We start from the raw sequence: 23,964 nt of genomic DNA, 5'->3' as shown, positions 1-23,964 counted from the left end.
ACCCTCCCCCGCAGAGGGGGGAGGGAGACGCCCGTGTCCTTGAGAGGGGCCGTGTCCCGCCCACCTCAAACTTTCTTCTTGATCCCGCTCTGCGGGTTGAGGCTGCCGATATTGCCGCTCTCGCTGCCGGCGGCCGGGTCGATCACGGCGTTGACCAGTGACGGCCGGCCGGAATCCATCGCGGCGTTGACCGCCCGGGTCAGCTCGTCCGGCGAGGTGACGTGGTAGCCGTCGCCGCCGAACGCCTCCATCATCTTGTCGTAGCGGGAATCCTTCACGAACACCGTGGTGCCCGGGTCGCGTCCGGTCGGGTCGGAATCGGTGCCGCGGTAGATGCCGTTGTTGTTGAACACGACGATGCAGACCGGCAGCCCGTACCGGCAGATCGTCTCGACCTCCATGCCGGAGAAGCCGAAGGCGCTGTCGCCCTCCACGCACAGGACCGGCTTGCCGGTCTCGATCGCGGCGGCGACCGCGAAGCCCATGCCGATGCCCATGATGCCCCAGGTGCCGACATCCAGGCGCTTGCGCGGCTGGTACATGTCGATGATGCCCCGGGCGAGGTCGAGGGTGTTGGCGCCCTCGTTGACCAGGATCGCGTCGGGCCGCTCCTTCACGATCGTCCGCAGGGCGCCGAGCGCGGCGTGGAAGGTCATGGGCGAGGCGTTGCTCATGAGCTTGGGCGCCATCTTGGCGATGTTCGCCTCGCGCTTCGTCTTCAGCGTGTCGATCCAGTCGGCGGGGGGCTGCTGCCAGCCCTGGCCCATGCCGTCGAGCAGCGCCTGCACGCAGGAGGCGATGTCGCCGACCACGGGGGCGACGATCTCGACGTTCGAATCCATCTCGCGGGGCTCGATGTCGATCTGGATGAACTTGGTCGAGCCCGGCTCGCCCCAGCTCTTGCCCTTGCCGTGCGACAGCAGCCAGTTCAGCCGGGCGCCGACCAGCAGCACCACGTCGGAATCCTTGAGCGCCGTCGAGCGCGCGGCCCCGGCCGAGAGCGGGTGCGTGTCGGGCAGCAGGCCCTTGGCCATGCTCATCGGCACGTACGGGATGCCGCTGGTCTCCACGAGGGCCCGGATCGCGTCGTCGGCCTGGGCGTAGGCCGCGCCCTTGCCGAGCACGATCAGCGGGCGGCGGGCGGATTTCAGCACGTCGAGCGCCCGGGCGATGGCGTCGGGGGCGGGGCGCTGGGCCGGAGCCGGATCGATCACCTTCACCAGCGACGTCCGGCCGGCCTCGGCCTCCATCACCTGCGAGAACAGCTTGGCCGGCAGGTCGAGATAGACCCCGCCGGGCCTCCCGGAACAGGCCGCGCGGATCGCCCGGGCGACGCCGATGCCGATGTCGGCGGCGTGCAGCACCCGGAAGGCCGCCTTGCACAGGGGCTTGGCGATGGCGAGCTGGTCCATCTCCTCGTAGTCGCCCTGCTGGAGATCGACGATCTCGCGCTCGGAGGAGCCCGAGATCAGGATCATCGGGAAGCAGTTGGTCGTGGCGTTGGCCAGCGCCGTGAGGCCGTTCAGGAAGCCCGGCGCCGAGACCGTGAGGCAGATGCCGGGCTTCTGCGTAAGGAAGCCGGCGATCGCGGCGGCGTTGCCCGCGTGCTGCTCGTGCCGGAACGACACGACCCGCATCCCCGCGGCCTGGGCCATGCGGCCGAGATCGGTGATCGGGATGCCCGGGACGCCGTAGATCGTCTCGATGCCGTTGAGCTTGAGCGCGTCGATGACGAGGTGGAAGCCGTCGGTGAGATCCGGCTCGGCGTCGATCTCGGGGGCGGTGTGGACGATCTTTGCCAGTGCGGTCATCGCTGTCTCTCCCGGAAATTCAGTGGCGGTAGGGGCGGCTCTCAGGGGTTGTGTTTGTGGGATCTCCTATCCGCTTCCCTCATCCTGAGGTGCCCGCGCCAGCGGGCCTCGAAGGAGCCCTCCAGAAGTCTCTGCGATCCCTGGAGCCCTCCTTCGAGGGCTCCGCTTCGCTTCGTCACCTCATGAGGAGGAGGAGGATAGGAGATCTGTGGATTTCAAGCGGCGCTCGATGCTTGTCGTGACATCGGGCGCATTCAGACCACCCGGATCGGCTGGGCGGCGAGCGCCGCGGGACGCTCGCCCTCGGCGAGGTAGCGGGCGCGCAGCGGCCGCAGCAGGAAGATCGCGAGCGCGGCGGCGGCGACGTTGAGACCGATGATCAGCGAGAAGACCGCCGACCAGCCATAGGCCGCCGAAAGCAGGCTGGCGAACGGCACCAGGAACGCCGCGGTGCCCTTGGCGGTGTAGAGCAGGCCGGCATTGCTGGCGGCATACTTCGATCCGAACGTGTCCCCGCAGGTGGCCGGGAACAGCGAGTAGATCTCGCCGAACACCCCAAAATAGACCGCGGTGGCGAACACGAACACCATCGGGTGGTGGCCGTAGGTGAGCAGCACGATCACCGCGAGCGCCGCCGTCGAGAAGGCGATGAACATCGTGTTCTCGCGGCCGATATGGTCGGAGACGTAGCCGAAGAACGGCCGGCCAAAGCCGTCGAAGATCCGGTCGAGGGAGATCGCCAGGGTCAGCGCCGCCATCTGCAGGCCGAACAGGCTGACCGGGACGCCGGCCACGTGGAAGTCCTGGGCGATCGGGGCGATTTGCGCCGCAGCCATCAGGCCGCCCGAGGCGACCATGACGAACATCGCGTACATCACCCAGAAGACCGGCGTGCGAATCGCCTCGCGGGGGCTGCGGTCGACCTTCGTCTGGGGCAGGCGCAGGCTCTTGCGCTGGATCGGCGCGGCGGAGACGGGCTTGCGCAGCAGGAAGGCGAGGGCGAGGACGATCGCGCCCTGGCCGATCCCGAAATACAGGAACGCGTCCTGGTAGCCGCTGGTGGCGATCATCCGGGCGATCGGCACGACCGTGATCGCCGCGCCCGCGCCGAACCCGGCGGCGGTGGCGCCGGCGGCCAGGCCGCGGCGATGCGGGAACCACTTCAGCGCGTTGCCCACACAGGTGCCGTAGACCGAGCCGGCGCCGATGCCGCCGACCACCGCGCCGAGATAGAGCAGCGCGAGGCTGTCGGCGTAGGCGTCGATGGTCCAGGCCAGGGCGATCATGACGCCCCCGAAGGCGACCACGAGGCTCGGACCGTAGCGGTCCACGAACCAGGCCTCCACGGGCACCAGCCAGGTCTCGGTGGCGACGAACAACGTGAAGGCGAGCTGGATCGCGGCCCGCCCCCAGTGGTAGCGTTGGTCGATGGGATCGACGAACAGCGTCCAGCCGTATTGCAGGTTGGCGATCATGGCCATGCAGATCACGCCGAAGGCGAGCTGCCACCATTTCGCCGACGGCGAATCCTGGCGTTCCATCCCTGAGCCTCTCTGGTGGGCGGCGCGTCCTTGAGCCGGCGCGTCTGTCTCGTGCCGGCTCAATCATGCATATTCGGCTCAGGCATGCAATATACCAGACCGTGAAGGCGGCGCCTCGCTGTCAGTCTCGGAAATATTGTTCCATCGGGTGATCAGGCCCGCGTGGGTCCCCAAGTGCCGAGCGTCGGCTCGTCGGCCGGGACCAGCGTCTCGTCCAGTTCCGCGATCCCGGCGGCATCCTCGGGGATGCCGATCACCGTCCGGGCTGCAGCCCAATCGGGATCGCCGTCGGCGTCCGGAAGGGCCCGGCGGTCCAGGCCGGTGACCCGCCCGCGATCGAGGCGCAGGAACACGCGCCCGGTCTCGGCGCGGGCGAACCGGACCGCGTCCATCCTGCGCAGGCAGTCGTGCAGGAAGCGCATGTTGGCGCCGGCCGCCAGATCCACCCCGCGAAACACCGCGTCCGGGGCGCGCGCGAAGATGTCGACCTTGCGGAAGCGCTCGATGTCGATCAGCCCCTTCACGTCGAGGATGTTGAGAACGCCGCCGGCCCCGAACGCGATGGTGCGGGGGCGCTCGCCCTGCGGCACGCTGTTGTCCAAGAACTCGCAGACCACCTGCTTGTCCCGGGCGAGCGCCCAGTTGAAGAACAGGCGCGGCATGCCGGTATAGGCCTCGACGTTGTGGGCCAGCAGGTCCTCAACCGCCTTGAACCGGCCGAACTGCTCGCCGCGCTTGTAGGCGCGCTCCACCGTGTCGGCCGGCGGCGTCACCATGAACTGCATGTAGACCCGCTCGCCGAACCGGGTGAGCAGCTGGCCGCCGCCATCCGAGCCGGCCTCGGCCTGGAAGCTGTCGAACCGGAAGCGGTCGATCAGCAGGTTCGAGATCCGCCGCTCGGCCGCCTTGCGGGTGACGTAGCGGTCGAGCTTCATGTCGATCATCTCGACCTCGTAGCCGGTGAGCGTGCCGGCATACCGGGTCGCCGGGCCCAGGCTGTCGTAGTCGAGCAGGAACTTGCGCCAGACGTCCGGCGTGATCACCGCGAAGTCGGACCAGGCCATCCCGAGGCGGCGCGCCAGCCCGAGCTGGTAGGGCCGGATCGTGCTCTTGCCCGAAGCCGAGGCGCCCTTGACGTTCATCACCACCGGATGGGCCTGCGGGGCGAGCCGCCGGTAGCCGCGGGCCTCGACGACGGCGGCGATCCAAGGCTCGATCAGCTCGCCGATGCGGCGGCTGCCGTAGCCGTTCGAGACCAGGGTCCCGGCGATGCCGCGCAGCAGGGCGGCATCGCGGATCAGCGTGTTCTGCCGGGCCAGGATGCCGGAGACGACGCTGCGCAGGGCCTCGCAGGCCGCGATTTCCAGTCCGTCCCCGGCCAGCAGCGCCCGGCTGTGCCAGGCCTCGAGATGGTCGAGCGCCCGGGTGGCCGGATCCTGCCGGGGCGGTGTCCTCGGCTGCGGCGGGCGGCGCCCGAGCAGCCGGTCGAGCCAGCCGGGCTCCGGCGCGGCCGGGGAGGGCGGGTCGTCGAGGATCGCGGCGATCTCGCGCCGGAGCACCGCGTCGGCCTCGGCACGGAGCGCCGCCAGGGCCGCCTCGACCTCGCCGAGCCGGGGCTCGACGCCTTCGCGCAGGATGGCCGACACGATCGAGCGGAAATTGACGCCCAGATCGGCGTAGACCTCGCCCACCGGCACCGAGAGGTCGGACATGACCCGGATCAGCACCTCGTGGACGACCAGGCGCCACGGCCTGATCCGGGTGAGCTGGCGGGCCGGCAGCCCGCACAGGTCGCTCATCCCCAGCGCGTCGCGCAGGGGCGTCTCGACGTGCTCGGGGCGGTAGACGGTGATCAGCGGCGTGAAGGCGGCCGGCAGGTCGGACTGGACGCCGGGATTCCACGGGCCGGCGGCTGTTTCCGGGGTGCTGGCTGCCGCTTCCGTCATCCGCGCGTAGCCCTTCGCCTCCGTGGGCCACCACCTTGCCCGTGGGAGGCGCGGGTTCCCTCTCCCGTGTGGGAGAGGGACAGGGTGAGGGATGCGACCTCTCCGGACAGACCGGGTCCCTCACCCCAGCCCTCTCCCGCACGGGAGAGGGGGGCGCGTCGCGGCCTGCAAGGACGATCGCGCCCCAAATCTATGTCGCTCGAAGCCCACAGAGCGGGGAGGGAGGACGCGCCGCAAGTCCTGAATGCGAACCAGGCAAACCGACCCCGCTCCCGCGGCGGGAAAAACCCTAAAAGACCTTCTGGAACCAGCCGTGCGAGTCCTGGGTCGTGCCCCGCTGGATATCCACCAGCATGCCGCGCAGCCGGCGCGCCACCGGGCCCGCCACGGCGTCGCCGATGGTGAAGTTGTCCTCGCGGCCCTTCACGGTGCCGATCGGGGTGATCACCGCGGCGGTGCCGCAGGCGAAGGCCTCGGTCAGCCGGCCGGCGCGGACGTCGGCGCGCCAGGCGTCGATCGTGTAGGGCTCTTCCTTGACGGTGAGGCCGGCTTCCCGGGCCAGGGTGATCACCGAATCGCGGGTGATGCCGGGCAGGATGCTGTCGGAGAGCGGCGGGGTCTGCAGCGTGCCGTCCGCGAACACGAAGAACACGTTCATGCCGCCGAGCTCCTCGATGTAGCGGCGCTCGGCCGCGTCGAGGAACACCACCTGCTCGCAGCCCTGGCTCGTGGCCTCCGCCTGCGCGGCGAGGCTGGCGGCGTAGTTGCCCCCGCACTTGGCCGCCCCGGTGCCGCCCGGCGCAGCGCGCGTGAAGTGCTCGGAGACCCACACCGTGACCGTGCCGTTCGGATCCTTGAAGTACGAGCCCACCGCCGAGGCGATGGTGACGAACAGGTATTCCGAGGCCGGCTTGACCCCCAGGAACGCCTCGCTGGCGATCATGAACGGCCGCAGATAGAGGCTGCCGTCGGGCGTGTCGGGGATCCAGCTCCGGTCGATCTCGACCAGCTTGCGCATGGCGTCGACGAACGCCTCCTCGGGGAAGGGGGCCATGGCCATGCGCTCGGCCGAGAGCCGGAAGCGGCGGGCGTTGGCGTCGGGGCGGAACAGGGCGGCGCCGCCGTCGGCGGTGCGGTAGGCCTTGAGCCCCTCGAAGATCTCCTGCGCGTAGTGCAGCACCGCGGCGGCGGGATCGAGCGGGATCGCCTCGCGCGCCTGGATCCGCGCGTCGTACCAGCCGCGGCCGGCCGCGTACCGGGCCACCACCATGTGGTCGGTGAACACCTTGCCGAAGCCCGGATTCGTCATCAGCGCGGCCCGCTCGGCGTCGGTCCGGCGGGCGGGATGGGCTTGGGTCTCGAACGTCAGGTCGCTCACGGTAGGGTCCTCAAAGGTACACGCCCTTATGCCGCGCTCCCGCGGACGAATCTACGGAGCGCGTGCATGCCTATGGTGTCGCTCATGCCTTGCCGGCGGCTTGCGTGGCGGTCGCCCGACGCTGACTGGCAACGGGGTTCACGCGTCGACCTGTGACGTCCGCGACGCGCCCCCTCTCCCGTGCGGGAGAGGGTTGGGGTGAGGGATCAGGTCTGTCCGGAGAGGTCGCACCCCTCACCCTGTCCCTCTCCCGCACGGGAGAGGGGACCCGTGCCGCGACCGGCACTGAAAGAGTCCGGTTGCATGGTCGGCGTCGGATCCGACAGCTGCATCCGGTGCAGGCGGGCGTAGGCGCCGCCGGCCGCGATCAGATCGTCGTGCCGCCCGGTCTCGATCACCCGGCCGGCCTCCATCACGGCGATCCGGTCGGCCTCCCGCACCGTCGAGAGGCGGTGGGCGATGACCAGCGTGGTGCGGCCGCGCATCAGGCGGGTCAGCGCCGCCTGGACCAGGCGCTCCGATTCCGAATCGAGCGCCGACGTCGCCTCGTCGAGGAGCAGGATCGGCGCATCCTTCAGGAAGGCCCGGGCCAGGGCGATTCGCTGCCGCTCGCCGCCGGAGAGGCGGTTGCCGGCCGGCCCGACCCGGAAATCGTAGCCCTCCGGCAGGGCGGTCACGAAGTCGTGGGCGGCCGCGGCGCGGGCGGCCGCCTCGATCTCGGCCCGGTTCGCCCCGGGGCGGCCGAAGCCGATGTTGGCCGCGATCGTGTCGTCGAACAGCACGACCTCCTGCGAGACCACCGCCACGGCGGCCCGCAGGGAAGCGAGCGTCACGGCGCGCACGTCCTGCCCGTCGATGGTCACCCGGCCGGCGGTGACGTCGTAGAGCCGCGGCACGAGGTTGAGCAGCGAGGACTTGCCCGATCCCGAGCGCCCGACCAGCGCGGTGGCGGCGCCGGCCGGGACCGTGAGGTCGATCCCCTCCAGGGCCGGGGCGTCCGGGCGGTAGCGGAACTGCACGCCCTCGAACCGGATCTCCCCTGCGGTGACGACGAGCGGCGCCGCATCCGGCGCCTCGCGGATCTGGGGCGCCTCGTCCATCACGTCGAAGTAGCGGCGCAGAGCCGCCGCCGCCTCCTGCAGGATGGCGTTGAGGTTGCCCAAAGCCCGGGCCGGCTGCGCGGCGAGCAGCAGCGCGGCCACGTAGCCGGTGAAATCGCCGACCGTCCGCTCGCCGGCCAGCACCCGCTGCCCGACCAGCACCAGCACGCCGGCCACCGCGATGCCGCCGCCCACCTCCAGCAGCGGGTCGAGGCGCCCGCGGGCGTTGGCGGCCTTCATCTTGAGCCGGCGCACCTCGTCCAGCGCCTGCGCGGCCCGGCCCTTGAGGTAGCCCTCCATGGCGTAGGTCTTGGCGACCCGGGCGCCCTGCAGGCTCTCGGAGATCAGGCTGGCGGTGGCGCCCATCTGCTCCTGGGTGGTGGTCGAGACCCGGCGCAGCTTCTTGCCGATCCGCCCGATCGGGCCCGCCACGAACGGCACCGTGAGGCCGGCGACGAGCGTCAGCACCGGGTCCATCCAGACCAAAGCCGCCACGAGGCCGATCAGCATCGCGATGTCGCGCAGCAGCACCGTGGAGATGCGGGTCAGCGCCTCCTTGATGAAGGCGAAATCTGTGGTGAAGCGCTGGGTCAGCGCCGCCGGGCTCTCGCGGCCGAGCTGGGCCAGGTCGGATTCGATCAGGTGGCCGTAGAGCGCCGCCTGCATGTCGGCCTCGACCCGGGTGACGACCCGGTTGGTCAGCACCGTCTGGCCGAACAGCGAGAAGCCGCGCAGGGCCGTGACCACGATCACGACGAGCGGCCCGTAGGCGATCGCGGCCGCGTCCTTGCGGTCGAAGGCGTCGAAGGCGGCCTTGATCAGCGCCGGGTACAGCCCGGTCGAGCCGCCCACCAGCGCGATCAGCACCAGCACGACGGCCAGCGTCCCGCGGTGGGGATAGAGCCACGTGCGCCACAGCCGGGCGAGGAGGGGGACGGTGTCGCCGGGCAGGCGCGCCATGGAGCTTACCGGTTCGGGCCTTTCACCGGGCTCCTTTGGCAAGACCCGCGGCGGCAGCGGTTTGCAGCCGCTGCCGCCGCGGATCAAGTTTTTTGGTTATTCTGGATTTTTAGATTTTTAGGTTTTTGATCGGGCGCCGTGCCGTCAGCGGTCGTCGCCGCCAGGGCCGCGCTCGCCGTCGCGGTGGTGATGCCAGCCGCCGTGGCGATGGCCGCCCATCGGGCGGGCGAGGATCATCGCGCGCCGCTTCTGGCCCTCGTCGAGGCTCGCGTAGAGCGGCTGCGAGGCGTCGGCGAGCTTGCGCAGGGCCTCGCCCCGGGCGGTCGTGGCATCTGCCATCGCCCGCAGGGCGGCCGGCGCGTCGTCGGCGATCTTCGGACGATCGCGCATCGCCGCGCGCCGCTGCTGGCGCAGCTTGACCATGTCGCGCAGGGCGGCCTCCACCGGCGGCCACAGCTTCTCCTGGTCGGCATTGAGCTTCAGCCCGGCATGCAGGCCGGCGATCCGGGCATCCGCGAAGGCGGCCCGATCCTCCGGGGTCAGGGCGCTCCAACGCCCGTGGCCCCGCGCGCCGTCGGCACTGCGGTCATGCGCTGCGGCGGCGCCGACGAGGCCCAGGCCGAGAACACCGGTGACGAGGAGGGCGGCACTCAAACGTCCAGTCATGGCATGCTCCATCTTACGCTCGGCTGCCGCGGCGATGACCCGGCGGCGGCCCACGACCCGCATCAGGCGACCTTCGTGTATCCCGCTTGTGTATGTAACATTGTTACACTACAGGCTGCCTGGCTCCGGTTGGTCTCTGGCCCCGGTGGATCGGGAGGACGACAGGTGCGCGGGACGGTTCGGTTGGCGTGGCTCGCGGGCCTCGCCCTGTGGCTCGGCATCTCTCTCCCGGCCCGGGCGGCCCCGGACGGCGAGAAGGTCCGCGCGGTGGCGAGCTTCTCGATCCTGGGCGACCTCGTGCGCGCGGTCGGCGGACCCTACGTGGCGGTGACCACCCTGGTCGGCCCGGATTCCGACGCGCACGGCTTCAGCCCGTCCCCGGCCGACGCCAAGAAGCTCGCCGGCGCCGACATCGTGTTCGTCAACGGCCTCGGGCTGGAGGGCTGGCTCGATCGGCTGATCCGGGCCTCGGGCACCCGCGCCCCGGTCGTCGTCGTCTCCGCGGGGGTGAAGACCATCGCGGCCGTCAACGATCACGCGCATGCGGAGGACGGGCACGACCACGGCGCCCACGCGGTCGATCCGCATGCCTGGCAGAGCGTCGCCAACGTGCGGATCTACGTCGCCAACATCCGCGACGGCCTGGCGAAGGTCGATCCGGCCCATGCCGACGCCTACCGGGCGGCCGCCGAGGCCTACACGGCGCAGCTCGATCGTCTCGACACGGCGGTGCGCGCGGCGGTCGAGAAGATCCCCCCGGCGAACCGCCGGATCATCACCACCCACGACGCGTTCGGCTACTTCGCCGACGCCTACGGGCTGCGCTTCATCGCGCCCCAGGGCGTGTCCACCGACAGCGAGGCGAGCCCCCGGGACGTCGCGGCGATCATCCGGCAGATCCGCCAGGAGAAGGTGCCGGCGGTGTTCCTCGAGAACATCAGCGATCCGCGCCAGATGGAGCTGATCGCGCGGGAGGGCGGCGCCCGGATCGGCGGCAAGGTCTATTCGGACGCCCTGTCGGGCTCGGACGGGCCGGCGGCGACCTACCTGGACATGATGCGCTCGAACCTGCGGGCGTTCGACGCGGCTCTGGCCCCGGGCTGAGCCGCCCGAGCCGTGGCTGGCGCACCCCGATCCGCCCCGGTGCTTCAACCGGGGCGTGCGCCAACCCGCATTCTTTCCCGCTCCGGGAATGACATAGCGTAAACCGCCGGTTAAGAGGCCGCCTCTACCCTGAAACGAAACGGGTGCCAGCCGATCCTCGTACCCGGGGGCTCGGGCCCTTGGGGCCTGGCGAGATCGCGTGGCTCGGAGATCGCGTGGCTGGGATATTGCGTGGCTTGGGGGCCTGACCGCTGGCGCTTTTATCGGCTCGTGGGGCGCGAAGCCGCGCGGACCCTCCGTGCCGTCGGCGCCAGCCTCACCGCTTCGCCCGACATCCTGACGCGGATGCGCGTGACCGGGCTGGTGATCGCCCCGCAGGACCTGCGCACCTCCGACGCGACCTTCGCGGACGACATCTATTCCGGCCTGTTCGTCTTCGCCGGCCGCTCGCTGGCGGCGAGCGGCGGATCGCCGTTCGACTACGCGGCGCCCTCGCCGGAATGGGCCGATGAGCTCTACGGCTTCGGCTGGCTGCGCCACCTCCGGGCGGCCGACACCGCGCTCGCCCGGGCCAATGCCCGCGCCTTCGTGGCCGATTTCATCGCCGGCCGGGGCGATGCGGCTTTGGCCCGCCACACCCCGGTGGCGGCGCGGCGGCTGATCTCGTTCCTGTGCCAGTCGCCCCTCGTGCTCGAGGGCGCCGACCACACGTTCTACCAGAACTTCCTCAAGGCCATCGCCCGCAACGCCCAGCAGCTCGAGCGCGACCTGCGGCGGGGCGTGCCGCCGCAATGGCGCCTGAGCGCCGCCGTGGCGCTCTGCTACGCCGGCCTGTGCTGCGACGGCATCCAGCCGATCCTGCGGCGGGCGACCCGCATCCTGTCGCGGGAACTCGACCGGCAGATCCTGACCGACGGCGGCCATCGCTCCCGCGACCCGCGCTTCGCCATGGAGCTGCTCCTCGATCTCCTGCCCCTGCGCCAGAGCTATCTCAGCCGCAGCGTCGAGCCGCCGGCCGCGCTGCTGCGGGCGGTGGACCGGATGCTGCCGCTGCTGCGGCTCCTGCGCCACCCGGACGCCTCGCTCAGCCACTTCAACGGCATGGGCGCCACCGACGCCGACCATCTCGCCACGCTCTTGGTCTACGACGGCGCGCTCGCCCGGCCGATGATGCACGCGCCGAATTCCGGCTACGAGCGCCTGGAGGGCGGCCGGGTCATCGTGGTCGCCGATGTCGGCAAGAGCCCGCCGCTGCCCTACTCGCTCAATGCCGGGGCGGGCTGCCTCGCCTTCGAGATGTCGAGCGGGCCGCAGCGCATCGTGGTCAATTGCGGCCTGCCGGCCAGCGGGCCGGACCTGCGCCTGCTGGCCCGCTCCACGCCGGCCCATTCCACCGCCAGCGTCGCCGACGCGTCCTCGTGCCGGTTCCTCACCACCACCGGGTGGTGGGGCGAGCGCCTGGCGGCCGCGTGGCTGATCCGCCGGCGCGGCGCCGTGGTCCTGCGCGGCCCCGCCGCCGTCGCGTCCGAACGGGTCGAGGAGCCCGACAGCGTGATGCTCGCCGCCCGGCACGACGGCTACGCCCCGGATTTCGGCATCGTGCACGAGCGGCGCTGGCAGCTGTTCCCCACGAATACCCGGCTCGAAGGCCGGGACGCGTTCCTGCGCCAGGGCAAGGCCCGGGTGCGCGGCCACGACGTGGCGATCCGCTTCCACCTGCATCCCGGCATCGCCGTGCGCGGGGTGCCGGACGGGCTCGAACTGGCCTCCGCGCTGGGCGAGGTCTGGGTGTTCCGGGCGTCGGGGGCGGAGATCGCCATCGAGGAGAGCGTGTATTTCTCCGGCCTCACCGGGCCGCGCCGCACCGACCAGATCGTGCTGTACCTGCGCGTCTCCGACGACGTCGAGGTGCGCTGGAGCTTCGAGCGCCTGGCCTCGGCGCCGATGCGGGGGGCGACCGCCCCGTGAGCGCGGCAGATACGGGCATCGCGTTCTAAAATAAGAGATTGAGGCCCTACGCTTTTCCTCACCCTGCAAGGGCTACGGGCTACGCAGGTTTCGACCGTAGCCGTGATCATGCCGTGGGCGCAGAAGGCGCGGGTCCCCTCTCCCGTGCGGGAGAGGGACAGGGTGAGGGATGCGACCTCTCCGGAAAGCGCGCACCCCTCACCCCAACCCTCTCCCGCACGGGAGAGGGGGCGCGGCGCGGTCTGCAATACCGCCTGCGCCTCAAACCTGTGTAGCCCGTAGCCACAAGGAGGGGGGGAGAGCGTTGCGTTCGGCACGAGCCGACTTGTGAACATCCTGCCCGTGAGCGGCCTGCTGGCCCCCCGCACCGGATCCATGCTACCGCGCGCCGAAATCACAAGGTTCGGCAAGCAGCTATGGCGCACGATCAGGTGCGGGTCTCCCGCGCGCTCCTCTCGGTCTCGGACAAGGCCGGCCTCGTCGCGTTCGCCCGGGCGCTGCATGCCCGCGGCATCGCCCTGGTCTCCACCGGCGGCACCCATCGCGCCCTCCAGGAGGCCGGCCTGCCGGTCACCGAGGTCGCCGACCTGACCGGCTTCCCCGAGATGATGGACGGGCGGGTGAAGACCTTGCACCCGGCGGTGCATGGCGGCCTGCTCGCGATCCGCGACAACCCCGAGCACCAGGCCGCGCTCGCCGCCCACGGCATCGGCGCGATCGACCTGCTGGTGGTGAACCTCTACCCGTTCGAGGCGACCATCGCGGCCGACAAGCCGGAGGCCGACTGCATCGAGAACATCGACGTCGGCGGCCCGGCGATGATTCGCGCGGCCGCCAAGAACCACGCCGACGTCGCGGTCGTCACCGACGTGTCGGATTACCCCGCGGTGCTGGCGGCGCTGGAGCAGACCGGCGGCGCCATCGGGTCCGAGTTGCGCCGGCATTTGGCCCAGAAGGCCTTCGCCCGCACCGCCGCCTACGACGCCGCCATCGCCAACTGGATGGCGGTCCGGTTCGGCACCGAGACGCCCGGCCAGTTCCGGGCCTTCGGGGGCGCGCTGGCGCAGGGCCTGCGCTACGGCGAGAACCCGCACCAGTCGGCCGCCTTCTACCGGGCGCCCGGGAAGGTCCGGGCCGGCGTCGCGACCGCGCGCCAGCTTCAGGGCAAGGAGCTGTCCTACAACAACTTCAACGACACCGATGCCGCCTACGAGTGCGTCGCCGAGTTCGATCCAGCCCGTGTCGCCGCGGTGGCGATCATCAAGCACGCCAATCCCTGCGGCGTCTCCGAGGGGGCGAGCCTGCTCGAAGCCTACGAGCGGGCGCTGAGTTGCGACCCGACCTCGGCCTTCGGCGGCATCGTCGCGCTGAACCGGACGCTCGACGCGGAGGCCGCCCGCCGGATCGTCGAGATCTTCACCGAGGTGATCATCGCCCCGGACGCGACCCCGGAGGCCGCCGCGATCGTGGCCGCCAAGAAGAACCTGCGCCTCCTGCTGGCCGGCAGCCTGCCCGACCCGCGGGCGCCGGGCGAGACCGTGCGCACCCTCTCCGGCGGGCTGCTGGTCCAGGGCCGCGACGCGGTCGTGGTCGACGACATGCCGCTCACGGTCGTGACCAAGCGCGCGCCGAGCGAGGCCGAATTGGCCGACCTCCGCTTCGCCTACCGGGTCGCCAAGCACGTGAAGTCGAACGCCATCGTGTACGCCAAGGGCGGCGCCACGGTGGGGATCGGGGCGGGCCAGATGTCCCGGGTCGATTCCTCGCGCATCGCCGCCTGGAAGGCCGCCGAGGGCGCCAGGCGTCTCGGGCTCGCCGAGAGTCTGGCGGTGGGATCCGTGGTGGCCTCTGACGCCTTCTTCCCGTTCGCCGACGGCCTGCTGGCCGCGGCCGAGGCCGGGGCGAGAGCGGTGATCCAGCCGGGCGGCTCCATGCGCGACGCCGAGGTGATCGCGGCCGCCGACGAGGCGGGCCTGGCCATGGTGTTCACCGGCCACCGCCACTTCCGCCACTGACGGCGCCGATCCGGCAGAGATCGCGGCTTTCGCGCAGGCGACGGAGCGGTCGTTCGGTGCCGCCCCCGGGGATTCCGGTCCGGCGTTAACGCTTTGCGGAGAAACGTGCGCCGCCGCGAAGGCTCGAGACGCGGCGGACGCGCCCTCGGTAGCTTGCGAAACGATCTATTGGCGCCGCCTCGACCGGCGACACGGCGGTCTTGCAGCATCGATTTTACGGAACAGAATAATACATAGCCAAATACGCGGCATTTGACGCGATTTGCATCGGATCCGTCCGGGGCTTGATATTTCAGCGCCCGGGCCTCATGAAAAATCTGCGGTTCGACGGAACTTTGTCGTCGGACCGCGCGATCTGTTCATGGATCGCGTGTGCGGTGCCCGTGGCATTGGGCTTCGGAGCCCCCTTTTCGGGGACGTTGTTTCAGTGCCGTGCGCTGAACAACCTTGAGCCAGGTGACGCGATGTTACTCGCTGCAGTTCTGTTCGTGATCGGATTGCTGCTCGGCTGGTCCTATACCATGCTGGTCATGATCGCGACCTCGTTCCTGATCCTGGTCGGCGCCGTTCTGCTGTTCGCGTTCGGCCCCGGGCTCGACCTGCTCCACGTGCTGATCGTGCTCGGCTATCTCACCGCGCACCAATCCGGATACCTGCTCGGGGCCTATTGCAGCGGGTATTACGACGACAAACGCAACCGCCAGTCGCCTCTACCATAGCCAGACCGGGCCGCCGGCGTAGTTGTAGATGAGCGCCCAGACGGCAACCATCGTTACGTTGACTCCGAGGACTGCGACGAGAGGCGGCCTGAATCCGGCCTTGCGATGAACTTGCGTCACAGTCTCGTCCACGTTCGCTTTCCTTATCTCGCCGCAAATCGCATCCAAAGACGGGATCGGGCCGACTTTTGTTCCGCCAAGATTGATTTTTGATCGGCAACAAGTGGTTGTCTGCATACAACTTATATGATTGCATCGACTGACTTCGGCGCCGCCCGTACCATTGCACGCACAATAATCATAGCCTTGGCCGGTCCGAATTCGCGGCAATGTCAATCTTTGGCCGGCCGTCGCTTCACACTGACGCAGGATCCCCAATAGGCTGGCAACCCAGCCATTACCGCCGTGGCCCGAGCGGATGCGTGATGGAGCGCACCTGGATCATTCCTCGGGGCCGCGCGCCCGGGCTGCGGCATGCCGATTCGCGTCCGTCGCGGGTCCTGCGCGGCTCGGGCGGCTCCGGCAGGTCCGAGGAGGGGCGCATCGTTCGCCGCGCGCGCCTCGAAACGGAAACACCCGGACCGCGTGGGCGGCCCGGGTGTCGTCACCTGAGAATGGGCGTGGGTCGGATCAGGTATCGGCGAAGATGTCCCGATCCTTGGTCTCGGGCACGAAGATCACCCCGATGACCACCGTCGCGACCGCGATGACGATCGGGTACCAGAGGCCGTAATAGATGTCCCCGGTCTGGGCCACCATGGCGAAGGCGGTGGCCGGCAGCAGGCCGCCGAACCAGCCGTTGCCGATGTGGTAGGGCAGGGACATCGAGGTGTAGCGGATCCGGGTCGGGAACAGCTCCACCAGCATGGCGGCGATCGGGCCGTAGACCATCGTGACGAACACGACGAGGATGAACAGCAGGCCGATCACCTGGGCGACCTGCGGCCGGAAGATGTCGAACGGGTTCGCCATCTTGACGATGTCGGCATCGCCCGCCTTCGGGTAGCCGGCGGCCAGGAGCGCCGCGGTCACGGCCTTGTTGGCCTCCGGCGCGCCGCCCTGCGGATAGGCGATCTCGGTGTCGTTCACCCGGATCGTCGCAGGCTGGCCGGGGGCGCCGGGCGCGGTGGCGTATTTCACCGAGGCCTTCGAGAGGAAGTCCCGGGCGAGGTCGCAGGGCGCCGTGAACACCCGTGTTCCGACCGGGTTGAACAAGGTCCCGCAGGCGGCCGGGTCGGCCGTGACGGTGACCTTCACGTTCTCGATCGCGGCTTCGAGCTTCGGGTTGGCGGTGGCGGTGATGCCCTTGAAGATCGGGAAGAACGTCGCCGCCGCGATGGCGCAGCCCGCCAGGATGATGACCTTGCGGCCGATCTTGTCCGACAGCCAGCCGAACACCACGAAGAAGCCGGTGCCGAGCAGCAGCGACCACGCGATCAGCAGGTTCGCGGTGTAGCCGTCGACCTTCAGGATCGATTGCAGGAAGAACAGCGCGTAGAACTGGCCCGTGTACCAGACCACCCCCTGGCCGGCGACGAGGCCGAACAGGGCGATGATCGCGAACTTCGCGTTCTTCCACTGGCCGAACGCCTCGGTGAGCGGCGCCTTCGAGGTCTTCCCATCGTCCTTCATCTTCTGGAAGGCCGGCGATTCGGACAGTTGCAGCCGGATCCAGACCGAGATGCCGAGCAGCAGGACCGAGACCAGGAACGGGATGCGCCAGCCCCACTCGGCGAAGGCCGCCTCGCCGGTGAGGCTCCGGGTCGCCAGGATCACCAGCAGCGACAGGAACAGGCCCAGCGTCGCCGTGGTCTGGATCCAACTCGTGTAGAAGCCGCGCCGGCCGTTGGGGGCGTGCTCGGCCACGTAGGTCGCCGCGCCGCCATACTCGCCGCCGAGCGCGAGGCCCTGGGCCAGGCGCAGGACGATCAGGATGATCGGCGCCGCGATCCCGATCGTGGCGGCGTTGGGCAGGATGCCGACGATGAAGGTCGACAGGCCCATGATCAGGATCGTGACCAGGAAGGTGTATTTTCGCCCGACGAGATCGCCGATGCGGCCGAACACCAGGGCGCCGAACGGCCGGACGATGAAGCCCGCCGCGAAGGCCAGCAACGCGAAGATGTCCCGGGTCGCCGGCGGGTAGGCCGAGAAGAACTGGGCGCCGATGATCGCGGCGAGCGACCCGTACAGGTAGAAATCGTACCACTCGAACACGGTGCCGAGCGAGGACGCGAAGATCACCCGCTTCTCGGCCGAACTCATCGGCCTCGCGGCGTCCCCCGCCCGTGGGATCGCAGTTGCCCCAGCCATGACCCGATTCCTCCCAGACGACGCGTGCGGCCGATGGCGTCGGCCGCGAATCTACGGACTGCGCGCCCTGCACGGGGCGCAGATCACGTATGCGTGACCGTAAGGAACCTCTGGGTCAATCCGCAATCTGGTGGTGGCGCGGGTCATCAACATGGTGGCGCGTCGAGGATGTCAGGTGCCTCAAAGAACGCGGCTCTCCCTCTTACTCGGCGGGCTACGGTGTTCACGCAACGCTGCTGAATGAGGCTGACGGCCAGACGCACGCGCGTCTCCCTCCCCCGCAGAGGCTACGATCTTCACGCATCTGCATCGGACACCGCCGCTCGCGACGGAGCGCGGCAGGCTCCCTCTCCCGTGCGGGAGAGGGTCGGGGTGAGGGACCAGGACTTTCCGGAAAACGCGCCTCCCTCACCCTGTCCCTCTCCCGCACGGGAGAGGGGACCCGTGGTTTTTCCTGTGCCCGCGCTGCCGACACCGATGCGTGGATCCGCTAGCCCGCAGAGAGGGGAGGGAGAGTCGCGGTGTCTCCAGCGTATCGTGCCGACCCGCTGCGGCCGCGTCCCTGAAACGACGAAGGGCGCGGCTCGCGCCGCGCCCCCCGTTCTGGCCATGCGTCTCGGGCTCAGTGGGCGTGCGCGCCCACGGCTCCGATGCCGGTCTCGGAGCGCACGAACTGCGCCTCGAAGGCGGCGCGCTCGCGCTGGCCCTTGCGGGACCGGTCGAGGCTCGACACGGCCCAGATCGTGAAGAAGGCCAGCGGCATCGAGAACAAGGCCGGGTTGTCGTAGGGGAAGATCGGCGCGGCGTTGCCGAACGTCACCACCCAGACCGCCTTGGACAGCACCACCATCCCGACCGCCGAGATCAGCCCGACCAGGCCGCCCGCGAGCGCCCCCCAGGTGGTCGTGCCGCGCCACAGGATCGACATGGCCAGCACCGGGAAGTTGCAGCTCGCCGCCACCGCGAAGGCCAGCCCGACCATGAAGGCGACGTTCTGGTTCTCGAACACGTAGCCGAGATAGATCGCCACGATCCCGATCACCACGGCCGAGAGCTTCGACAGGTTGACCTCGTGCTTCTCGGTGGTGCGCCCGCGGGCGATCACCTGGGCGTAGAGGTCGTGGCTGACGGCGGAGGCGCCGGCGAGCGTCAGGCCCGCCACCACCGCCAGGATGGTCGCGAAGGCCACCGCCGAGATGAAGCCCAGGAAGTACGGGCCGCCGACCGCGTTGGCGAGGTTGACGGCGACCATGTTGGTGCCGCCGATCATGTCCTTCAGCTTGTCGAAGGTGCCGGCCGCGCCGAGCTTGAAGTAGCTCGGATCCGACATCAGCAGGGCGATGCCGCCGAAGCCGATGATGAACGTCAGGATGTAGAAGTAGCCGATCAGGCCGGTGGCGTAGAACACCGACTTGCGCGCGGCCTGGGCGTCCGCGACCGTGAAGAACCGCATCAGGATGTGCGGCAGGCCGGCGGTGCCGAACATCAGGCCCACGCCGAGCGAGATCGCCTCGATCGGGTTCGAGACCAGGCCGCCGGGCGCCATGATGGCGTCGCCCTTCGGGTGGACCTGAACCGAGCTGGCGAACAGCGCCTCCGGGTTGAAGCCGTATTTCAGCAGTACCGCGCCGGCCATGAAGGTCGCGCCGCCCAGCAGCAGGCAGGCCTTGATCACCTGGACCCAGGTGGTGGCCTTCATGCCGCCGAAGGCGACGTAGACGATCATCAGCACGCCGACGATGATCACCGCGTACAGGTAGGGCAGGCCGAACAGCAGCTGGATCAGCTTCCCGGCGCCGACCATCTGGGCGATCAGGTAGAACGCCACCACCACCAGGGTGCCCACCGCCGAGATGATGCGGATCGCGGTCTGGTCCAGGCGGAAGCTCGCCACGTCGGCGAAGGTGAACTTGCCGAGGTTGCGCAGGCGCTCGGCGATCAGGAACAGCACGATCGGCCAGCCGACCAGGAAGCCGGTGGAGTAGATCAGCCCGTCGAAGCCCGAGGTGTAGACCAGGCCCGAGATGCCCAGGAACGAGGCGGCCGACATGTAGTCGCCCGCGATGGCCAGGGCGTTGGTGCCGGCCGAGATGCCGCCACCCGCGGCGTAGAAGTCGGCGGCCGACTTGGTGCCCTTGGCGGCCTTGTAGGTGATGCCCAGCGTCAGCACGACGAAGAACAGGAACATGCCGATGGCCGGCCAGTTCGTGGCCGACTGCGTGACGGCGCCGAGGTCGGGCCCGGCCGCGTAGGCCGCGCAGGCCGTGATCGTGGCCAGCGTCAGGCCGAGGAGGATGCGGTTCATCGGCCGACTTTCCGCTTCAGGGCGTCGCTCAGCGCGTCGAAGCGCGTGTTGGCCCGGGCCACGTAGATGCCGGTGAGCGCGAAGGCGAACAGGATCACGAACACGCCCATGAACAGCCCGAGCGAGGCGGTGCCGCCGCCGACCTTCACGGCGAGCAGCGACTTGTCGAAGGCGATCAGGCCGATGAAGCCGAAATAGACCACCAGCATCAGGATCGTCAGGATCCAGCCGAACCGGGTGCGCTCCGCGACGAGCTGCTGGAATTCCGGGGTCCGGACGATCCGGTCGATCTGCGGATCGACCGCCGCGGCGGCGTTGCGGGATGGTGGGGGCGCCGTGCCCCCGCGTAGGCCGAGTGTCGAGCCGCTCATGGCGTATTCCTCCCGCGAGGGCGCTTCGGCCCTCCGGTTCCTCTTGAGACCAAGGTTCGTGATTCTTGTTGGGGGCGGGCGCCGGACCGGCACCCGCCTCGTCGGTTTCGCGCGGTCCGGCCGATCAGGGCCGGTTCTGCCGGTTCTCGATCAGGTCCTCGACGACGGCGGGTTCGGCCAGCGTCGAGGTGTCGCCCAGCGAGCCGAAATCGTCCTCGGCGATCTTGCGCAGGATTCGGCGCATGATCTTGCCGGAGCGGGTCTTGGGCAGGCCGGGGGCGAACTGGATCAGGTCCGGCGAGGCGATCGGCCCGATATCCTTGCGGACCCAGGTCACCAGCTCCTTGCGCAGGACGTCGTCGCCTTCCTCGCCGTCGTTGAGGGTGACGTAGGCGTAGATGCCCTGGCCCTTGACATTGTGCGGGTAGCCGACAACCGCGGCCTCGGCGACCTTCGGGTGGGCGACCAGCGAGGATTCGACCTCCGCGGTGCCCATCCGGTGGCCGGAGACGTTGATCACGTCGTCGACCCGGCCGGTGATCCAGTAATAGCCGTCCGCGTCCCGGCGGGCGCCGTCGCCGGTGAAGTACTTGCCCGGATAGGTCGAGAAGTAGGTCTGCTCGAACCGCTCATGGTCGCCGTAGACCGTGCGCATCTGGCCGGGCCAGGAATCCGCGATGCAGAGGTTGCCCTCGCAGGGACCCTGCAGGACCTTGCCCTCGGCATCGACCATCTCGGGCTTCACGCCGAAGAACGGCCGGGTCGCCGAGCCCGGCTTCAGGGCCGTGGCGCCCGGAAGCGGGGTGATCAGGATGCCCCCGGTCTCGGTCTGCCACCACGTGTCGACGATGGAGCAGCGCCGATCGCCGACGACAGTGTAGTACCACTCCCAGGCTTCCGGGTTGATCGGCTCGCCGACCGAGCCGAGTACCCGCAGCGAGGCCCGCGAGGTCTTCTTCACCGGACCTTCGCCGCCGCCCATCAGCGAGCGGATCGCGGTCGGCGCGGTGTAGAAGATGTTGACCTTGTGCTTGTCGACCACCTCCCAGAACCGGGAAGTCGACGGGTAGGTCGGGATGCCCTCGAACATCAGCGTGGTCGCGCCGTTGGCCAGCGGCCCGTACACGATGTAGCTGTGGCCGGTGACCCAGCCGACATCGGCGGTGCACCAGTACACGTCGCCCTCGCGGTAATCGAAGACGTATTGGTGGGTCATCGAGGCGTAGACCAGGTAGCCGCCGGTGGTGTGCACCACGCCCTTCGGCTGGCCGGTCGAGCCCGACGTGTAGAGGATGAACAGCGGGTGCTCGGCCTCCACCGGCTCGGCCGGGCAATGGTCGGTCACCTGCTCGGCGGCCTCGTCGTAGTAGACGTCGCGGCCCGCTTCCATGGCGACGTCGCCGCCGGTGCGGCGCACGACGATCACGTGCTCGACGAGATCATTCCCCAGGCGCTTGATCGCCTCGTCGACATTGGCCTTCAGCGGCACCTTGCGGCCGCCGCGCAGGCCCTCGTCGGCGGTGATCACCACCTTGGAGGTGCACCCCTGGATGCGCGAGGCCAGCGAATCCGGCGAGAAGCCGCCGAACACGATGGCGTGGATCGCGCCGAGCCGCGCGCAGGCCAGCATCGCGTAGGCGGCCTCGGGGATCATCGGCATGTAGAGGGTGACGCGGTCGCCCTTGCCGACGCCGCGGTTGCGCAGGACGTTGGCCATCCGGCAGACCTGCGCGTGCAGCTCCCGGTAGGTGATGTGCTGGGACTCGTCCGGGTTGTCGCCTTCCCAGATGATCGCGGTCTGGTCGCCGCGGGTCTCCAGGTGCCGGTCGATGCAATTGTAGGCGACGTTGGTCTTGCCGTCCTCGAACCACTTGATCGAGATCTTGCCGGGCTCGAAGCTCGTGTCCTTCACCTTGGTGAAGGGCGTCATCCAATCGATGCGCTTGCCGTGCTCGCCCCAGAAGGCGTCCGGATCGGCGACCGACGCCTCGTACAGCGCGCGATATTGGGCGTCGTCGACGTGAGCACCCTCACGCCACGCAGCCTGCACCTCGACGACCTTGCCTTCCATGGCGTTCCATCCCTGTTTGGTGCCCGATCGTATCGCGGCGTCGGCCGCGCAGCCAGGACTTCCAAAGTAACGTAGCCTACATCGTGCGATGTCGGTATCGTCGCCAACCCGCTTTCCCCGCCACCGAGACGCGGAAATAAGTTGGGCGCAATGTAAGGCTTGAGTGAAGGCCGGCCGATGCGCTGTCAAGCGGAGCTTGGCGGCATGCACGTCAGCCGCGGCCGGGTGTTTCCGAATACTTCGCGGAATCGGTCAGGTGCGTGCGCCGGGGGGCGATCTCAGCCGTTCGCCGCCCGCCGCGTCGGCATGATGATCTCCACCAGCGTGCCGTCCTCCGGACGCGCCGAGAGCTTGAGACGGCCGCCATTGGCCTCGACCAGGGCACGGGGCAGGGCGAGGCCGTCCTCGACATCGCCCGCCGATCCGGCCGCCGGCACCGTCGCCCCGGCACCGGTATCCCGCACCCGCAGGGCGATCGCCGCGCTCTCGGTCGAGCCGGTGGAGACGATGACCTGTCCGCCCGCGACCGAGCGGCGGATCGCGTGCTCGATCACGAGGCAGGCCGCCCGGCTGACCGAGTGCTCGTCGGCCTCCAGGTCGTCGAGGTCGGTGGAGAAGCTGGTGCGCACCACGATCCGGCCGCGGGCCGCCTCGCTCTGGAGTCGCGCGACGCAGCCGGCCACCACGTCGTTCAGCGCGATGCGGCGCGGATCGAGCCGCAGGGCGCCGGCCTCGACGGTGGCGAGGTCCAAAAGTTCGCCGACGCGCTCCAGCATCAGCTCGCCCGATGTCCTGATCTGGCCGAGGCAGCCGCGATAGCGCACGTCCCCGAGAGGGCCGAACGGCTCTTTCAGCATCGCGTCGGCCAGCTCGATCATGCCGGTCAACGGGCCCCGGAAGGCCCGGTCCAGGCGCGCCAGCGCCGAGTCGAGGCCGCCGCCGGAGGCCGCGGTCGGGCCCGGAGGCACGTCGGCGCTCGGCTCAACCTGGACGGCAAGGGGCGGCGCGGCGTTCAGGACGGCGACCCGGCGCCCGTCGTCCCGGGCGGGCGAGACGCCGAGCGTCAGGGCCCGTCCGGCCACCGAGACCGGGCCCGGGCTCCCGGCCGCACCCCGCAGGGCGTCGGCCACGGCCAGCACGCTCGCCCGATCGAACAGCGCGACGAAGCTGCCGCCCACGATCTCGCGGGGATCGCACCCGAACAGCTCGGCGGCCGCCCGGTTCAGCGCCACGATCCGGCCGGCGCCGTCGAGGGTCAGGACCCCCGCCTCCAGCGCGTCGAGGGCGGCCTCCGCGGCGGCGGTGCGTTCGGCCTGCGCCGCGCGCGCGAGGCGCTCGGCCGTGAGCGCGCCCGCCGGGTCCGCCTCGTCGAGGGGGCGCAGGACCAGGCAGGTCGCCGGCCGGCCTTCCCAGGTGCAGGGGCCGCCCATCGCTTCCACCGGCCGGGTGCTGCCGTCGGCCGCCGCGACGGCCGTGCGCCGCGCGGCCGGCTCGGGGCCGTCCGGCTGGGGCACCCCGCGGAACAGGTGCTCGAGGCCGGCCTTCGTCAGCGCCGGGACGTCGGCGTAGCCGGTCAGCGCCAGGGCGGCCTGATTCGCCGCCAGGATCGCGCCATCGCGATGCACCAGCGTCGGCAGGGGCAGCCCGGCCAGGAAATCGGGATCGCGCGAGGCCGCGGAATCGCGGGCCTCCGGGC

At 70.0% G+C, this 23,964-nt stretch carries 14 protein-coding genes and 1 pseudogene; 4 read left to right on the top strand and 11 right to left on the bottom strand.

All coding sequences use genetic code 11. The features are described from left to right. Positions 1-65 precede the first annotated feature (65 nt). The 6 genes and pseudogenes from oxc to FV233_RS19535 form a co-directional block, all read right to left on the bottom strand. Positions 66-1,811: an oxalyl-CoA decarboxylase gene (oxc, locus tag FV233_RS19565; RefSeq protein ID WP_147898495.1), complete on the bottom strand. Its 1,746-nt coding sequence runs from the start codon at positions 1,809-1,811 to the stop codon at positions 66-68. A 254-nt stretch (positions 1,812-2,065) separates the two neighbouring features. Beyond that, the gene (gene oxlT / locus FV233_RS19560) at positions 2,066-3,352 is read right to left on the bottom strand and encodes an oxalate/formate MFS antiporter (protein WP_147898494.1); all 1,287 of its coding nucleotides are present in this window, start codon (positions 3,350-3,352) and stop codon (positions 2,066-2,068) included. Between the two features lie 152 nt (positions 3,353-3,504). Next, positions 3,505-5,298 (bottom strand): hypothetical protein, encoded by a 1,794-nt coding sequence (locus FV233_RS19555; protein WP_147898493.1) that lies wholly within the window; start codon positions 5,296-5,298, stop codon positions 3,505-3,507. A gap of 289 nt (positions 5,299-5,587) precedes the next feature. Beyond that, positions 5,588-6,676, bottom strand: coding sequence for a branched-chain amino acid aminotransferase (locus FV233_RS19545; RefSeq protein WP_147898491.1), 1,089 nt, complete (start codon positions 6,674-6,676; stop codon positions 5,588-5,590). Positions 6,677-6,885: 209 nt separating this feature from the next. Next, a pseudogene (locus tag FV233_RS19540) lies at positions 6,886-8,736 on the bottom strand (ABC transporter ATP-binding protein); the annotation flags it as partial. A 144-nt stretch (positions 8,737-8,880) separates the two neighbouring features. Continuing rightward, positions 8,881-9,402, bottom strand: a complete 522-nt coding sequence (locus FV233_RS19535; protein WP_147856374.1) for a Spy/CpxP family protein refolding chaperone — start codon at positions 9,400-9,402, stop codon at positions 8,881-8,883. Between the two features lie 165 nt (positions 9,403-9,567). Here FV233_RS19535 and FV233_RS19530 point away from each other — a divergent pair, with 165 nt between their 5' ends. The 4 genes from FV233_RS19530 (at position 9,568) to FV233_RS19515 (ending at position 15,208) form a co-directional block, all read left to right on the top strand. Beyond that, a complete protein-coding gene (locus FV233_RS19530) occupies positions 9,568-10,506 on the top strand; it encodes a zinc ABC transporter substrate-binding protein (protein ID WP_147856372.1) in 939 nt (312 codons plus the stop codon). Between the two features lie 231 nt (positions 10,507-10,737). After that, positions 10,738-12,474: a heparinase II/III family protein gene (locus tag FV233_RS19525; RefSeq protein WP_147898490.1), complete on the top strand. Its 1,737-nt coding sequence runs from the start codon at positions 10,738-10,740 to the stop codon at positions 12,472-12,474. A 416-nt stretch (positions 12,475-12,890) separates the two neighbouring features. Beyond that, positions 12,891-14,489, top strand: coding sequence for a bifunctional phosphoribosylaminoimidazolecarboxamide formyltransferase/IMP cyclohydrolase (gene purH / locus FV233_RS19520; RefSeq protein ID WP_147854505.1), 1,599 nt, complete (start codon positions 12,891-12,893; stop codon positions 14,487-14,489). 464 nt (positions 14,490-14,953) lie between these two features. Then, a complete protein-coding gene (locus tag FV233_RS19515) occupies positions 14,954-15,208 on the top strand; it encodes a hypothetical protein (protein ID WP_147854506.1) in 255 nt (84 codons plus the stop codon). 630 nt (positions 15,209-15,838) lie between these two features. Here the strand turns inward: FV233_RS19515 and FV233_RS19510 are convergent. From FV233_RS19510 to FV233_RS19485, 5 genes are all read right to left on the bottom strand, one after another. Beyond that, entirely contained in the window at positions 15,839-17,473 is a 1,635-nt protein-coding gene (locus FV233_RS19510; protein WP_147898489.1) for an MFS transporter, read from the bottom strand. Between the two features lie 670 nt (positions 17,474-18,143). Then, positions 18,144-19,826: a cation acetate symporter gene (locus tag FV233_RS19500; RefSeq protein ID WP_147854508.1), complete on the bottom strand. Its 1,683-nt coding sequence runs from the start codon at positions 19,824-19,826 to the stop codon at positions 18,144-18,146. Further along, positions 19,823-20,197, bottom strand: coding sequence for a DUF485 domain-containing protein (locus FV233_RS19495; protein ID WP_147854509.1), 375 nt, complete (start codon positions 20,195-20,197; stop codon positions 19,823-19,825). The genes FV233_RS19500 and FV233_RS19495 overlap by 4 nt, the downstream gene beginning before the upstream one ends. Before the next feature lie 124 nt (positions 20,198-20,321). Next, positions 20,322-22,268, bottom strand: a complete 1,947-nt coding sequence (gene acs, locus FV233_RS19490) for an acetate--CoA ligase (protein WP_147898487.1) — start codon at positions 22,266-22,268, stop codon at positions 20,322-20,324. Positions 22,269-22,546: 278 nt separating this feature from the next. Beyond that, on the bottom strand, positions 22,547-23,964 hold a 1,418-nt coding region (locus FV233_RS19485), incomplete at its 5' end, for a PAS domain-containing sensor histidine kinase (protein ID WP_147898486.1).

The sequence above is a fragment of the Methylobacterium sp. WL7 genome, assembly GCF_008040085.1.
In the GTDB taxonomy this organism is placed as follows: Bacteria; Pseudomonadota; Alphaproteobacteria; order Rhizobiales; family Beijerinckiaceae; genus Methylobacterium; species Methylobacterium mesophilicum.
This window is presented reverse-complemented; position numbering and strand designations above follow the sequence as displayed.